This is a genomic window from Cellulosimicrobium arenosum, assembly GCF_014837295.1.
In the GTDB taxonomy this organism is placed as follows: domain Bacteria; phylum Actinomycetota; class Actinomycetes; order Actinomycetales; family Cellulomonadaceae; genus Cellulosimicrobium; species Cellulosimicrobium arenosum.
Genome location: NZ_JACYHB010000016.1, coordinates 77,543 through 91,355 on the forward strand (window position 1 = coordinate 77,543; position 13,813 = coordinate 91,355).

A 13,813-nucleotide genomic window follows, 5' to 3' on the forward strand; every position below is an offset into this window, starting at 1 on the left:
GGGATCCGTGGGTTCGCAGGTCACGCGTCCAGCCTAGTTCGAGTCCCTGCCGCCCGACGACGCGGCGTCGCCCCGTGCGGCGTCGCCCCCTGCCGCGCCGTCGCCCTCCTGCGCGGGACCGCCCGCGGCCGTGGGCAGCGGACGGGCCGCACCGACCACGAGAAGACCCACGACGACCGGCACGAGGATGACCAGCAGGGCGTACCGGTAGCCGACCGCGTGCGCGAGGAACCCGATGAGGGGCGGACCGACGAAGAACGCGGAGTACCCGATCGTCGCGACGACGCTCACGCGCATCGCCGCGCGCTGCGGGTCGTCGGACGCCGCGCTCATCCCGACCGGGAAGCCGAGCGCCGCACCCGTCCCCCACAGGGCGACCCCGACGAGCGCGAGCCACAGCGTCGGCGCGAGACCGAACACGAGCAGGCCCGCGAGCGCGAGCCCGGCGGACAGCCGCAGCACGGGGACCCGGCCGTAGCGGTCGAGCAGCCCGGTGCCGAGGAGCCGCATGACGGTCATGGCCGTGAGGAAGACGGCGAGCCCGACGGCACCGAGCGCGTTGTCGGTGCCGAACCCGTCGACGACGGCGAGGCTCACCCAGTCGTTGGCCGCACCCTCGGTCAGCGCCGCGCCCAGGACGATCAGCCCGATGAGCAGCGTGCGCGGCTCGGTCCACGCGGACAGCGCGGAACCTGCGGCACGGCGGCCGGCCTCGCCGCCACGGCGGCGGCCGGCCCCGCCTGCGCCACCCGTCCCGACCGCGGTCGCGGGGTCCGCACCGTCCGAGGCGTGCTCGGCCGTGCGCGCTCCGGCCGTGACGGCGGCCCGGTGCACGTCCCGCTCGGGCAGGAAGTGCCGGACGCTCCACAGGACGCCGACCAGGCTCACGACGACCGCGACGAGCACGTGCCACCGGAGCGGCAACCCCAGCCCGGCGGCGAGCGCGCCGACGCCCGCGCCGGCGACCGTGCCGAACGAGAAGCCGGCGTGGAAGCGCGGCATGATCGCGCGCCCCAGCCGTTGCTCGACCGCCGCACCCTCGAGGTTCATCGCGGCGTCCCAGACGCCGGTGCCGATGCCCGTGACGAACAGCGCGACCCGCACGACCCAGTCGGCACCCGCGTCGACCGCGAAGACCGTGGTGACCAGTCCGACCGTGTTCACCAGGGCGAACAGGACGATGGTGCGCGACGCGCCCAGGCGTTCGACGACCAGGCCGGACAGCGGCATGGCGAGGATCGACCCGACCGCGATGGACAGCAGCAGCAGACCCATCTCGGCCTCGGCGAAGCCGAGCTGGTCGCGCACGGCGGGCAGCCGCGACGCCCAGGTGGCGAAGTTGAAGCCGTTGCAGAAGAACACGGCGAAGACGGCCCAGGCCGCGACGGTGGCGACGCGCGCGGGACGAGGGGTGACGGGCGAGCTCATGCCGAGGTCTCCTGGCGACGGTGCGGGCGGTTCGTGCGTCGCCCGGCGCGCTGCGGGTCCCGGTGCGGGCGACGGGTCACGCGCACCGGGGCGCGCCGGTCGGGCAACGCCGCCTCGGCCCCCGGCTCAGGGGCGCCGTCCGTGCCGTCAGTGCCGTCAATGCCCTCGGTGCCGGCCGCGGGGCCGCCGTCGTCCACCGGTCCATCCTGCATCACGGCGCCCGCGACGGCGCCGGACGGTGCCCGCAACGGTGCGACCCGGTCCGCGAGCAGGACGCTGAGGACCATCGCGCCGACGATGAGGACGAGCGCGTGGCGCGCGCCCACGGCCTCGGCCGCGAGCCCGAGCAGCGGGGGTGCGGCCAACGCCGCCATCGACGAGAACGCCGAGACCACGGACACCCGGCCCGCCGCCCGCAGGGGCTCGTCCGAGGCGGCGGCGATGCCGATGGGGACGGCGAGCGCCGCACCGAACCCCCACAGGACCACGCCGACGCCGGCGAGGGCGAGCGTGGGGGCGAACCCGAAGAGCAGGAGCCCGACGACGGACGTGATCCCCGACGCCCGCAGCACCGCGACGCGCCCGAACCGGTCGATCAGGCGTGTCCCGGCCAGGCGCATCACGGTCATCGCGCCGACGAAGGTGCCGAAGACCACGGCGCCGACCGCCTCCGTCTGGGCGAACCCGTCGACGACGGCCAGCGACAGCCAGTCGTTCGCGGAACCCTCGGACAGCGCCGCGGAGAGGATGACCAGACCGATGAGCAGCGTCCGGGGCTCGCGCCACGCGCCCAGCGCGGCGCCGAGCCGCGCACCTCGGTGCGCGACCGCGCGGCGCAGCACGACGGAGCGGTGCCTGAGCGTGGGCGAGGCCGAGCCGGGTCCCGTGGTCTCCCGCGGGGCCGAGGAGGCGCCGCTCGCGCCACGACCGCGGGGCTCGGGCCGGGCCGGGGACATGGGCAGCGTGTCGTGCACGATCAGGGGGATCGTGGCGAGGCGCACGACGGTCGCGAGAGCGCCGGTCACGACGAACTGGACCAGGACGGGGACCCCGCCCGCGGCGCACGCGGCGCCGAGGAGGGACCCCGCGACGGCGCCGATCGAGAAGGCCGCGTGGAACTGGGGCAGGACCGTACGACCCGTGCGGCGCTCGATCCCCGCGCTCTCGACGTTCATGGGGACGTTGCCCAGCGAGAAGGCCATGCCGTTGAGGAGGATGCCGGTCGCGAGGAGGGTCACGGAGCCGGTGGCGGGACCGACCCCGAGGAGCACGAAGGCCGCGGCGAAGAGCACGGCGGCGATGAGGAACGCGACGCGACCGCCGAACCGGGTGACGAACGGACCGGCGACGGTGACGGTCGCGAGCGCGCCGACGGCGCCCGCGAGCAGCACGACGCCGAGCTCGGCGGGTGTCAGGTCGAGCGCGTCGCGCACGGACGGGATCCGCGCGAGCCAGCTCGACATCATGACGCCGTTGAGCGCGAAGATGCCGAGGAGCGCCCAGCGGGCACGGGCGAGCACCCGGGGGTCGGACGGGTCCGGCGCCGCAGATCCTCGAATCGATTCGATCCGATCGAGGAGCGCGGGCTTCGAATCGATTCGAGGCATGGTCACCAGTGTGCGGGTACGCTGGCCGCGCGTCAATCGACTTTCCAGGTCAGCGGCCAGGCAGGAGCGTGATGAGCGACACCACGGGCACCAGGGCCGGCGGCACGCACCGCCCGACCCTCGCCAAGGTCGCCGAGCGCGCCGGCGTCTCCGTCTCCACGGCGTCCCTCGCGTTCTCCGGCGCCGGGCCGATCACACCCGAGACCCGCGAGCGCGTCCTCACCGCGGCCGAGGAGCTCGGCTACACCGGACCGAACCCGCTCGGGCGCCAGCTCCGGTCGGGCCGCTCGGGCGTCGTCGGCGTCGTCGTCGGCGACCAGCTCCGCCGCGCGTTCCGCGACCCGGTCGCCGTCCAAGTGCTCGACGGCCTCGTCTCGACCCTCGGGGAGAACGGGCTCGGCGTCCTGCTCATCCCGGGTATCCCGTCCGACGACCCCGCCCGCGCCGTCGACCCCCTCGTCGAGAGCGCCGCGATGGACGTCGCCGTGCTCGTGTGGGGAGTGGGGTCCGACGACGCGACCCTCGCCGCGCTGCAGCGCCGCGGGGTGCCCGTCGTGATCGGCGAGGGTCGCGAGGTCGAGGGCGCTCCGCTCGTCGGGATCGACGACCGCGAGGGGACGGCCGAGGCCGTCCGCCACCTCGTCGGGCTCGGCCACGAGCGCGTCGCGGAGGTCTCCCTGCCGCTCGACAACTCCGACCGCAGCGGACCGCTCGTCGCGGCGCGGCTCGCCCAGGTGGACCGCACGCCCACGGCCAACCGGCTCGCCGGGGTCCGCGACGTCGTCGAGCCCGTCGCGAGCTGGGAGACCGAGGCGTCCCTCGTCGAGCACGGGCGCTCCGCAGCCCTCGCGCTGCTCGGGACACCCGGCCCGGACGGCGCCTTCCGGGCGCAGGACGCCGCGACGCGGCCGACGGCGATCATCGCCCACTCCGACCTGCTCGCCGCAGGAGCGCTGCTCGGGGTGCGCGAGCTGGGGCTGCGCGTGCCCGACGACGTGTCGGTCGCCGGTTTCGACGGTCTCGACCTGCCCTGGCTGGCACCGGACGTCCTGACGAGCGTCCTGCAGCCGCTCGCGGACAAGGGCGCCGCGCTCGGCCGGGCCGTCGTCGGCCTCCTCGCCGGGGAGGAACCGGCGACGACGACGCTGCACGTCGAGCTCGTGGTCGGGACCACGACGGGCCCGGTCCGCCCCGGCGCACCGGTGGCGTGAGCGACGGGTCGCGCTCCGGACTCAACCTCCGTCGGTGCCCGGACGTGTCACTGTCCTGAGCACCCACGCACTCGCCCTCGGGGCGAGCGACCAGGACGACGGCGACGGCGGCGGACCACCGGGCGCACCCCGGGCGGATCCGGCGGACGACCTGGTGCGGGTGGTCCGGACGGCGCGCACGACCGAGCGCGAGTTCACCGACTTCATGCGGGACACCGTCACGCCGACCGCGACCAGCTCGTGCGCGCGCTCGCGACGCTCACCGCGCGGCAACGCCGCGTCGTCGTGCTGCGCCACCTCGTGGGCCTGACCGAGCGCGAGGTCGCCGACGACCTCGGCGTGTCCGTCGGGACGGTCAAGTCCACCGCGTCCCGCGGCCTCGCCCAGCTCCGCTCCGTGCTCGGCGCCGCTGCCGAGCCCACCGCACGCACCGACGGGAGCCCGTCATGAACCCCACCACCGACCGCACCGACGCCGACTTCGCCCGCTCGCTGCGCGAGCACGTCGACGCCCTCGCCCCCACCATCGACGTCGACACCCACGACGTCGTCCCGGCGGCACGCCGTCGTCGTCGGCGACGTGCCGCGCTCACCGGCGCCGCCGCGGTCGCCGTCTTCGCCGCCGGCGCCGGCTGGGCGGCGCACACCTGGATCCTCACGGTTCCCGACGAGGTCGTGCCCGCGACCGTCGTCCCCTACGTCCCCTCCGACGGCGCCCCGACGATCGACGGCGGGTGGCCGGACGCACCGTACTGGCGGGTGCGGTTCGAGACGCAGGGCACGGACACCACCGGCGCGGGCTCGACGGCCGTGCGCGTCGACTGGCTCGGGCACGACGACCCCGGGCTGCTCACGGAGGAGGGTGAGGACGAGGTGACGCCGATCGGGCCGTCCTCGTGGGCGGAGCTCCTGATCGACGACGAGCGGGTGCTGGTCGGGTGGGACGGGCTCTACGCGCTGCCGACCGACCCGGTCGAGCTCGAACGTCTCCTGCGCGACAGCGTCGAGCCGGACCGAGGTGCCGGCACGCCCGACGACAAGGTCTTCGACATGGCGCGGACGCTGCTGGTGGGCACCCCTGCGCCGCCGGCGCTGCGCGACGCGCTCTGGGACGTCCTCACCGACCTCCCGTCGACGTCCGCGCTGGGTGAGGTGACCGATGCGCGGGACCGGAGCGGGCAGGGCGTCGAGACGACGATCCAGGGGTGGACGAGCCGCATCGTGTACGACCCGACGGCACACCGCGTCCTCGAGACGACCGGGACGCAGGACGACGAGCTGCTCGACGAGATGCGCGACGACGGACGCCTCGACGGCGTCATCCTGACGACCTCGTCCCGCACGACCTACCTCGACGAAGGACCCGCGGACGCTCCGCCCGCCGAGCCGCGCCTCGAGGACAGCGGCTGCGTCTCCTGGGAGACCTGCTGACAGCACCTCAGAGCCGGACGACCGCCTGCGTCTTGCCGAGCACCCGGGCACCCTCGAAGGTCACGGTGAGGTCGACGCGGACGGTCCCGGCGTCGGCGTCGATCGCACCGACCGTGCCGGTCACCTCGAGCGTCGCGACGCCCGCGTCCGGGACGGGGACGGGGCGCGTGAAGCGGGTCTGGTAGTCGACGACGGCGCCCGGGTCGCCCGCCCACTCCTCGACGAGCGCGACCGCGGCGCCCATGGTGAACATGCCGTGCGCGATGACGCCCGGCAGGCCGACCCCGGCCGCGAACGTGTCGTTCCAGTGGATCGGGTTGAAGTCGCCGCTCGCACCGGCGTAGCGCACGAGGCGTGCACGGTCCACCTCGACCGTGCGCGTCCCGACGACGTCCCCGGCGGCCAGGTCTCCGATCGCCGGCCGGCGTGCGGCAGCGGGCCGCTGGGCGGTCATGCGTCCTCCCCGCGGACGGCGAGGGTCGAGACGACGGTGGAGACCGGCGTCCGCGCCGGCTCGCCCGCGTCGTCCGTGGCCGCGGCGAAGATCTCGCAGCGCGTCGTCACCATCGCGAGGCCTGCGCGCTCGACGATGCGGTCCACGTGGAGCACCGTCACGAGCTCGTCGCCGGCGACGATCGGCCGGTGGTGCGTGAAGCGCTCGTCGGCGTGGACGACACGCGTGAAGTCGATGCCCGCCTCCGGGTCCTCGATCAGCTGCGCCTCGGCGCGCTGCGCGACGACGACCGCGAAGGTCGGGGGCGCGACGAGGTCGCCATGACCAGCACCCCGCGCCGCCACGAGATCGTGGTGCACGGGGTGCGTGGAACCGACGGCCGCGGCGAACTCGCGCAGCTTCTCGCGTCCGACGGAGTACGGGGCCGTGGCCGGGTACTCGCGCCCGGCGAAGTCTGCGTTGATCGCCACGGGTCGGTGGGTGAGCGCTGGGTCAGCGGGTCTCGCGGTGCGCGGTGTGCTTGCCGCAGCGCGGGCAGAACTTCGCGAGCTCCAGGCGGTCCGGGTCGTTGCGACGGTTCTTCTTCGTGATGTAGTTGCGCTCCTTGCAGTCCACGCACGCGAGCGTGATCTTGGGGCGAACGTCAGTACTCTTTGCCACGGTAGTGAGCCACCTCTCGCGCCTCCGGAGGGCGCTTGTGCTGTGCAGGTCGCACGACGCCGGCCGCCGTGCGAGTTGTGAAGAGTGGTAGCGGAGGCGGGGATCGAACCCGCGACCTCACGATTATGAGTCGTGCGCTCTAACCATCTGAGCTACCCCGCCGCATGAGGCGAACGCGGGACCGTCTCGCAGTATTCCAGCAAGACGGCCCCGCGTCACCACAGAGCCCCGAAAGGGAATCGAACCCTTGACCTTCTCCTTACCATGGAGACGCTCTACCGACTGAGCTATCGGGGCAGCGCGGAAAACTTTACACGGTCCGAGCCCTGGCGCGAAATCGGCTGATTTCCGCGGCTCCGGCCCGCTGCGGGCTCTCCCCGGATCTTCCCGGCGAGCAGCTCTGCAGGCGCCGGCACGACGACGGGGCACCACCTGATCCGATGGCGCCCCGTCGTGCTGGTGGCAGGTGAGGGATTCGAACCCCCGAAGGCTGAGCCGTCTGATTTACAGTCAGATCCCTTTGGCCGCTCGGGCAACCTGCCGTGTCCAACTGGGTGCCCGCCGGTCGTCGACCAGGCGAGCGGGGACAACACTACAGTCCACCGGCCGTGCCGTGAAATCCGGGCCGCCGCCGTCGTCCGGTCGTCTCCGTACAGTGAGCACGTGAACGCCTCCGGCCCCGCACGCCCGTCCGCCCCAGGTCCGACGGGCGGGCCGGCCCCGGCGGACCGGCGCGGGCTGCTCTTCGGTGTCGGCGCCTACGCCCTGTGGGGCACGATGCCGCTGTACTTCCCGCTCCTCGAGCCGGCCGGTCCGGTCGAGATCATCGCGCACCGCATCGTGTGGTGCCTCGTCGTGTGCGTCCTCGCGCTCCTCGTCACCGGTGGCCTGCGGCGGTTCCGCGCCGTCCTGCGGGACCGGCGCACGTTCGCCACCCTCGCCCTCGGCGGGGTGCTCGTCGCCACCAACTGGACGATCTACGTCTACGGGGTCCTCTCCGGCCACGTGCTCGACGCCGCGCTCGGCTACTTCGTCAACCCTCTCGTGACGGTGCTGCTCGCCGTCGTCGTCCTGCGCGAACGGCTGCGGCCCGCCCAGTGGGTCGCGCTCGGCCTCGGCGCGGCCGCCGTCGTCGTCATCACGGCCGGCGTCGGCGAGGTCCCGTGGATCGCGCTCGGCGTCGCGTTCTCGTTCGGGCTCTACGGGCTGGTGAAGAACCGGGTCGGCCGGACCGTCGAGGCGCTGCCCGGCCTCGCGGCCGAGACCGCCGCGCTGGCGCCCTTCGCCCTCGCGTTCCTGCTCTGGCTCGGGCTCACCGGGGCCGGGACGTTCACCCCGGCGGATACCGGCCACGACCTCCTGCTGGCGTCCTCCGGGATCGTGACGGCGGGGCCCCTGCTGCTCTTCGCCGCCGCGGCGCGACGCATCCCGCTCGCCGTGGTCGGGATGCTGCAGTACCTCACGCCCGTCCTGCAGTTCCTGTGCGGCCTCCTCGTGTTCCACGAGGCGATGCCGCCGTCGCGCTGGATCGGCTTCTCGCTCGTCTGGATCGCGCTCGTCGTCCTGTCCACCGACGCCGTGCGCGCCGTGCGCGCGACGCGGCTCGCCGCCCGGACCGCCGCGCGCGGCTGACGCGACGGCTCGACTACGGTGGAGCCAGCACCCGCAACCCGCCCAGGAAGGGAACCACCATGGCCGACTCCTCGTTCGACGTCGTCTCCAAGGTCGACCGCCAGGAGGTCGACAACGCGCTCAACCAGGCCGCGAAGGAGATCTCGCAGCGCTACGACTTCCGCAACGTCGGCGCCTCGATCGCCTGGAGCGGTGAGGCCATCCTCATGGTCGCCAACTCCCCCGAGCGCGTCCTGGCGATCCTCGACGTCCTCGAGACCAAGCTCGTCAAGCGGGGGATCTCCCTCAAGTCGCTCGACACCGGCGAGAAGGAGCCGCAGGCGTCGGGCAAGGAGTACCGCCTCGCCGCGACGCTCAAGGAGGGGCTGTCGAGCGAGAACGCGAAGAAGATCACCAAGATCATCCGCGACGAGGCCCCGAAGGCCGTCAAGACGCAGATCACCGGCGACGAGGTGCGCGTGACGAGCAAGTCGCGCGACGACCTGCAGACCGTGATCTCGCTGCTCAAGGGCGCCGACCTCGACGTCGCGCTGCAGTTCACGAACTACCGCTGAGCACCGCCGCGTGACCCGACTCCCCGGGGTGACCGCCGAGACCCTGCCACGCGTCGTCGCGACCGACCTGGACGGCACCCTGCTCCGCTCGGACGGCAGCGTGTCGCCCCGCACCCGTTCGGCCCTGCGCGCCGCCGAGGACGCCGGCATCGAGGTGGTCCTGGTGACCGCGCGGCCGCCGCGCTGGCTCGGGTTCCTGTCCGACGTCGTGGGCGGGCACGGGCGGGTCGTGTGCCTCGGCGGTGCGGCGGTCTGGGACCTCGCGACCGAGCAGGCGCTCGAGGTGTGCGGGTTCGCCGACGACGACGCACAGGCCCTCGTCGCCGACCTGCGCGAGGCCGTGCCCGGCGTGGCGCTCGCGCTCGAGCGCGCCGACGGTCCGACGTTCGACCGCGGCTTCCGCACCCCAGGAGACGACGCAGTCGACGTCGACCCCGTGGACCGCTCGACCGTCGTGAGCCGCGTGGAGAGCACTCTCGACGGCCGGTCGACCGCACCGGTGGGAAAGCTGCTCGCCCGGGCCGCGGACGCCGGTCCCGTGTCAGGTGGCCCTGCGACCCGGCCCGCCGCCCTCGCGGACGCCCAGATCCCCGCGCAGGAACAGTTCTTCGCGCGCGTGCGCGCCGTCGTCGGCGATCGCGCGCAGCTCGCCTACTCCGGCGCTGCCGGTCTCGCCGAGCTGCTCGCGCCCACCGTCTCGAAGGACGCCGCGCTCGCGCGCTGGTGCGCCCGCCTCGGCGTCGACGCGCGCGACGTGTGGGCGTTCGGGGACATGCCGAACGACCTGCCGATGCTGCGGTGGGCGGGCCGCTCGTTCGCCGTCGCCAACGCGCACCCCGACGTCGTCGCCGCGGTGAGCGACCGCACGGTCTCCAACGACGACGACGGGGTCGCGCTCGTGCTCGAGGGCGCCCTGGCGGGCTGAGCGCGCTCACGGTCGGACGTCGCACGGCGAGCACCACCGCGCGAGCAAGCGGCCGGTCGGCCTCAGTGGTACGTGATGCCGCCGTACCCGGGACCGTGGCCGGCCATGGTCTCCAACCGCTTGATGCGGTCGGCCATCGGCGGGTGCGTCGCGAACATCTTCGCGACGCCGGCGCCGCGGAACGGGTTGGCGATCATCAGGTGGGAGACGTCCACCAGGTCCCGGTTCTGCGGCAGGGGCGCGCGCTGCGTCCCGGAGTCCAGCTTGCGCAGCGCGGACGCGAGCGCGAGCGGGTCCCCGGTGAGCTTCGCGCCGTCCTCGTCGGCGTCGTACTCGCGCGTGCGCGAGATCGCGAGCTGGATCAGCATCGCGGCGACCGGTGCCAGGATCACCATGGCGATCGACGCCAGCGGGTTGCCGCCCCGGTCCCGGCCCCCGCCGAAGAACAGCAGGAACTGGGCGAGCGACGTGATGACGCCCGCGAGCGCCCCGGCGACGGACGACGTGAGGATGTCGCGGTTGTAGACGTGCATGAGCTCGTGCCCGAGGACGCCGCGCAGCTCCCGCTCGTCGAGGAGGTGCAGGATCCCGTCGGTGCAGCACACCGCGGCGTTGCGGGGGTTGCGCCCGGTGGCGAAGGCGTTGGGTGCCCGGGTGGGCGAGACGTACAGGCGGGGCATCGGCTGCCGCGCCTCCGTCGAGAGCTCGCGCACGATCCGGTACATCGCAGGCTGCTCGAGCTCGCTGACGGGCCGGGCGTGCATGGCGCGGATCGCGATCTTGTCGGAGTTCCAGAAGCCGTAGAACGTCGTGACCAGACCGATACCGACGAACAGCCACAGCAGGTTGGCGCGCGCGCCGAAGACCATCCACAACCCCAGGACGATCGCCCACATGACCCCGAACAGGGCCGCCGTCTTCAGTCCGTTGAGATGGTGCCGTCGACCCACGTGGGCTCCTTCCGCGATCGAGGCGGCCCACCGCCGTGCCGGGGCCGCCCTCGGGACGAGGCTCGCGCCGTCCGTCCCTCCAGAGAACGCTCCAGCGGACGCACTCGTTCCCGCGATCTCGCGAGCCGGTGAGGAGCGACGCAGCACGCACGACGTCCGCGCTCGTGGGCCTGCACGACGACGGCGCCCCGTCCGGGCGGAGAGGGCGCCGTCGTGCCGTGCTCGCGGAGCGTCAGTCGACGAGCGCCTCGCCCCGGGCCACCCGGATCATGTCCTCGCGCGAGACCACCTTCACGCGCTCGCGCCCGTGCGGCTCGCCGAGGGTGCGCTCGTACGCGTCCAGCAGCTCCCAGCCGGACCACTCGACGTGACCGACGCCGCGCTCGGTGAGGAACTCGACGATCGCGTCCGGGTCCCCCAGCGGTGCGGTGCGCCCCGCCTCGAGATCGGCGTTCGCGACGTCTCCGCCGTCGCCGGCCCCCGTGACGTCCTCCACGAGGTGGCGGACCGTCTCGGAGGCGTCCGACTTGGTGTGGCCGATGAGACCGACCGGGCCGCGCTTGATCCACCCGGTGGCGTAGACCCCGGCGAGGTGGTCGCCGTCGATGTCCAGGACACGACCCTCGCGGTTGGGGATGACGCCCTTGAGCTCGTCGAAGGGGATCTCCGGCAGGGGCGAGCCGAAGTAGCCGACCGCGCGGTACACCGCCTGGACGGGCCACTCGTGGAACTCACCGGTGCCGGAGACGGTGCCGTCGCCGTTGAGCTGCGTCCGCTCGGTGCGCAGCGCCTCGACCTTGCCGTCACCGAGCACCTCGGCCGGGGCGTGCAGGAAGTGCAGGTGCAGGCGGCGGGACGCCGTGTTCTCGCTCGGGTCCTTGAGCGTCCAGTCCGTGAGGGTCTTCACGACCTGCTTGGTCTGGTTGGACGAGCTCACCGCCGCCATCGAGCCCTCGTCGAACTCGAAGTCCTCGGGGTAGACGATCACGTCGACGTCCGGGACGTGGCCGAGCTCGCGCAGCTCGAGCGGGGAGAACTTCGCCTGCGCCGGTCCGCGCCGCGCGAACACGTGCACGTCGGTGACCGGCGAGGCCTTGAGCGCGTCGTAGACGTTCTGGGGGATCTCGGTGGGGAGCAGGTCGTCGGCGTGCTTCGCGAGGACGCGCGCCACGTCGAGGGCGACGTTGCCGGCGCCGAGCACGGCCACCTGCTGCGCCTCGAGCGGCCACGTGCGCGGCACGTCGGGGTGCCCGTCGTACCAGGAGACGAAGTCCGCGGCCCCGTAGGAACCGGGCAGGTCGATGCCCTCGATCGCCAGCGCCGCGTCCCGGATCGACCCGGTGGAGAAGATCACCGCGTCGTAGTACTGCCGCAGGTCGTCGAGCTTGAGGTCGACGCCGTAGTCCACGTTCGCGAGCAGACGGATGTCGCCGCGGCTGAGCACCCGGTGCAGCGCCACGATGATCTGCTTGATCCGCGGGTGGTCGGGCGCGACGCCGTAGCGCACCAGGCCGAACGGCGCGGGGAGGCGCTCGAACAGGTCGATGCTCACGTCGAGGTCGGTCTTGGACAAGATGTCCGCGGCGTAGATCCCGGCGGGGCCGGCGCCGACGATCGCGACGCGCAGGGGACGGATGCTGCTCACAGGACGGGGCGCCTTCCGGTCGAGGACAAGGTGGGTCCGCCTCCGCGCTCACGGTGACGGCCGGTGGTGGGGCCGCAGCGCGGCGGCCGGTGCAGGACCGGCCGCAGGGACCACCTCGATTGTACGACCAGGTGAGGGCATCCTCACTCAGCCCTCTCCCGGTACCTCTACTCTGCCAGCCGTCTCGCCACGTGGATAGGCCGTCTTGTGATCCGGGCGAATGTAAACGGTGAAGGTCCGTCGGCGCGCCGGGGCTCCGGCGGTCAGGACATCACTCCTGGATCCGCAGGCTCTCGGCGATCTGCCGGATCTCCGGCCCAGCCCACGGGTGCTGCGTCACCGTGCACGTCCCCGTGAGCTGGACCAGGTCGGCCACCGGGCCGCGCGGCACGACGACGGTGCGGACGGTCTGGACGAGCACCGCCCCGGCGCCACCCCTGAACTGCGCCTCGACCCACCGGCCGGCGTGGCCGTCCACCTCCACGTCCCCACCCCCCAGCTCTCGCATCTTCGGCAGGGGACGCAGCGCGCCCAGCGCCTGGGCGTGCGCGTCGTCGAGCGACTGATCGGCGCGGATGCGCGAGACGAGCACGATGAGGTTCGGGTTGAACTCGCCCTCGGCCACCTCGCGGCCGACGGCGAGCGGCAGCGCGACGAGCGGCAGCGGGACCCACCCGTCGGGGATCGACACCCCCACGCCGACGGGCGCCGGGAAGTCGTCGCTCGGGTATCTCAGCTCGGTCATCAGGTCCGGAGCCCTCTCGCGTCGTCATGGTCGTCACCGGCGTCGGCCTCGGTGTCGGTGTCGGTGTCGGCCAGTCTCCCAGACGCACGCCCGGCATCCCCACGGCAGACATGCCGCAGGCGCGGCACCCGACGGGTGCCGCGCCTGCGGTCGAGCCTCCTGGGATCAGGAGTTCGAGGTCTGCTCCTGCGCCTGGGCGTTCTGCGTGGCCTTGTTGCCCGCGTCCGTCAGGGTCTGGGAGACCTGGTTGAGCTGCGTCTGCGCGGCCGGCCAGTCGTTGCCCTTGAACTGGTCGGCGTCCGGACCCTGCCACTGCACCGACTGGATCTGCTGGTTCAGCGTCTGCATGGTCGTCTTGATCTCCTCGGCCTTCTGCTGCAGCGTCGTACCGAGCCCGCGGAGCTCCTCGACGTTCGCGCCCCAAAGTCCAGCCATGGTGGTTCCCCTTCTCTCGTCGGCGCCCACCGTGCGTGGCCACCGTCCCTGTTCCGATGGAAGTACTCAACCATCGAAGTCCCGACCCCGTCGATGGGGAGCCCTCCCCATGCGCCAGGACCGGGCCGCACTGCCCT

Annotated in this window: 14 protein-coding genes, 3 tRNA genes and 1 pseudogene; 6 read left to right on the top strand and 12 right to left on the bottom strand. The window is 73.3% G+C overall.

Going from position 1 to position 13,813, the window contains the following annotated elements; all coding sequences use genetic code 11:
• Positions 1–33: 33 nt before the first annotated feature.
• Together IF651_RS16015 and IF651_RS16020 are read right to left on the bottom strand one after the other, a co-directional pair.
• Positions 34–1,428, bottom strand: coding sequence for an MFS transporter (locus IF651_RS16015; RefSeq protein ID WP_191830128.1), 1,395 nt, complete (start codon positions 1,426–1,428; stop codon positions 34–36).
• Complete coding sequence (locus IF651_RS16020) at positions 1,425–2,948, bottom strand: MFS transporter (RefSeq protein ID WP_338404009.1); 1,524 nt, start codon at positions 2,946–2,948, stop codon at positions 1,425–1,427. Before IF651_RS16020 ends, IF651_RS16015 begins: the two co-directional genes overlap by 4 nt.
• A 158-nt stretch (positions 2,949–3,106) precedes the next feature.
• Here IF651_RS16020 and IF651_RS16025 point away from each other — a divergent pair, with 158 nt between their 5' ends.
• The 3 genes and pseudogenes from IF651_RS16025 to IF651_RS16035 all read left to right on the top strand — a co-directional run bounded on the left by IF651_RS16025 (position 3,107) and on the right by IF651_RS16035 (position 5,676).
• Complete coding sequence (locus tag IF651_RS16025) at positions 3,107–4,246, top strand: LacI family DNA-binding transcriptional regulator (protein WP_191830130.1); 1,140 nt, start codon at positions 3,107–3,109, stop codon at positions 4,244–4,246.
• 216 nt (positions 4,247–4,462) lie between these two features.
• Positions 4,463–4,696: pseudogene (locus IF651_RS16030) on the top strand (sigma-70 family RNA polymerase sigma factor); the annotation flags it as partial.
• On the top strand, positions 4,693–5,676 hold the full coding sequence (locus IF651_RS16035) for a hypothetical protein (protein ID WP_191830131.1): 984 nt from the start codon (positions 4,693–4,695) through the stop codon (positions 5,674–5,676). The pseudogene IF651_RS16030 and the gene IF651_RS16035, both read left to right, overlap by 4 nt.
• A 7-nt stretch (positions 5,677–5,683) precedes the next feature.
• Here IF651_RS16035 and IF651_RS16040 read toward each other — a convergent pair whose 3' ends face one another.
• The 6 genes from IF651_RS16040 to IF651_RS16065 form a co-directional block, all read right to left on the bottom strand.
• Positions 5,684–6,130, bottom strand: a complete 447-nt coding sequence (locus IF651_RS16040; RefSeq protein ID WP_191830132.1) for a MaoC family dehydratase — start codon at positions 6,128–6,130, stop codon at positions 5,684–5,686.
• Complete coding sequence (locus tag IF651_RS16045) at positions 6,127–6,600, bottom strand: FAS1-like dehydratase domain-containing protein (protein ID WP_191830133.1); 474 nt, start codon at positions 6,598–6,600, stop codon at positions 6,127–6,129. The genes IF651_RS16040 and IF651_RS16045 overlap by 4 nt, the downstream gene beginning before the upstream one ends.
• Positions 6,601–6,622: 22 nt before the next feature.
• Positions 6,623–6,790 (bottom strand): 50S ribosomal protein L33, encoded by a 168-nt coding sequence (gene rpmG, locus IF651_RS16050; RefSeq protein ID WP_191830134.1) that lies wholly within the window; start codon positions 6,788–6,790, stop codon positions 6,623–6,625.
• An 85-nt stretch (positions 6,791–6,875) separates the two neighbouring features.
• Positions 6,876–6,952: transfer RNA gene (locus IF651_RS16055), tRNA-Met, on the bottom strand.
• 62 nt (positions 6,953–7,014) lie between these two features.
• Positions 7,015–7,087: transfer RNA gene (locus tag IF651_RS16060), tRNA-Thr, on the bottom strand.
• 160 nt (positions 7,088–7,247) lie between these two features.
• Positions 7,248–7,332: transfer RNA gene (locus IF651_RS16065), tRNA-Tyr, on the bottom strand.
• A gap of 121 nt (positions 7,333–7,453) precedes the next feature.
• On the opposite strand from IF651_RS16065, the gene rarD reads away from it, so the two are divergent.
• From rarD to IF651_RS16080, 3 genes are read left to right on the top strand one after another with little or no spacing between them, the layout of a single operon-like run.
• Positions 7,454–8,422 (top strand): EamA family transporter RarD, encoded by a 969-nt coding sequence (gene rarD / locus IF651_RS16070; protein ID WP_191830135.1) that lies wholly within the window; start codon positions 7,454–7,456, stop codon positions 8,420–8,422.
• Positions 8,423–8,481: 59 nt separating this feature from the next.
• On the top strand, positions 8,482–8,976 hold the full coding sequence (locus IF651_RS16075; RefSeq protein WP_191830136.1) for a YajQ family cyclic di-GMP-binding protein: 495 nt from the start codon (positions 8,482–8,484) through the stop codon (positions 8,974–8,976).
• A 10-nt stretch (positions 8,977–8,986) separates the two neighbouring features.
• Positions 8,987–9,901, top strand: a complete 915-nt coding sequence (locus IF651_RS16080; RefSeq protein ID WP_338404010.1) for an HAD family hydrolase — start codon at positions 8,987–8,989, stop codon at positions 9,899–9,901.
• Positions 9,902–9,963: 62 nt separating this feature from the next.
• Here the strand turns inward: IF651_RS16080 and htpX are convergent, their stop codons facing one another.
• From htpX to IF651_RS16100, 4 genes are all read right to left on the bottom strand, one after another.
• The gene (gene htpX / locus IF651_RS16085; RefSeq protein ID WP_191830137.1) at positions 9,964–10,851 is read right to left on the bottom strand and encodes a zinc metalloprotease HtpX; all 888 of its coding nucleotides are present in this window, start codon (positions 10,849–10,851) and stop codon (positions 9,964–9,966) included.
• 232 nt (positions 10,852–11,083) lie between these two features.
• Positions 11,084–12,496 carry an FAD-dependent oxidoreductase gene (locus IF651_RS16090; RefSeq protein WP_191830138.1) on the bottom strand — a complete coding sequence of 471 codons (1,413 nt, stop codon included), beginning with the start codon at positions 12,494–12,496 and terminating at the stop codon, positions 11,084–11,086.
• 271 nt (positions 12,497–12,767) lie between these two features.
• Positions 12,768–13,241: an LpqN/LpqT family lipoprotein gene (locus tag IF651_RS16095; protein ID WP_191830139.1), complete on the bottom strand. Its 474-nt coding sequence runs from the start codon at positions 13,239–13,241 to the stop codon at positions 12,768–12,770.
• Between the two features lie 165 nt (positions 13,242–13,406).
• Positions 13,407–13,676 (bottom strand): hypothetical protein, encoded by a 270-nt coding sequence (locus IF651_RS16100; protein WP_191830140.1) that lies wholly within the window; start codon positions 13,674–13,676, stop codon positions 13,407–13,409.
• Positions 13,677–13,813: the final 137 nt, after the last annotated feature.

Coding starts and splice junctions, on each gene's coding strand:
- IF651_RS16015 (WP_191830128.1), bottom strand. CDS start 1,428: ATGAGCTCGCCCGTCACCCCTCGTCCCGCGCGCGTCGCCACCGTCGCG.
- IF651_RS16025 (WP_191830130.1), top strand. CDS start 3,107: ATGAGCGACACCACGGGCACCAGGGCCGGCGGCACGCACCGCCCGACC.
- IF651_RS16035 (WP_191830131.1), top strand. CDS start 4,693: ATGAACCCCACCACCGACCGCACCGACGCCGACTTCGCCCGCTCGCTG.
- IF651_RS16040 (WP_191830132.1), bottom strand. CDS start 6,130: ATGACCGCCCAGCGGCCCGCTGCCGCACGCCGGCCGGCGATCGGAGAC.
- IF651_RS16075 (WP_191830136.1), top strand. CDS start 8,482: ATGGCCGACTCCTCGTTCGACGTCGTCTCCAAGGTCGACCGCCAGGAG.
- IF651_RS16095 (WP_191830139.1), bottom strand. CDS start 13,241: ATGACCGAGCTGAGATACCCGAGCGACGACTTCCCGGCGCCCGTCGGC.
- IF651_RS16100 (WP_191830140.1), bottom strand. CDS start 13,676: ATGGCTGGACTTTGGGGCGCGAACGTCGAGGAGCTCCGCGGGCTCGGT.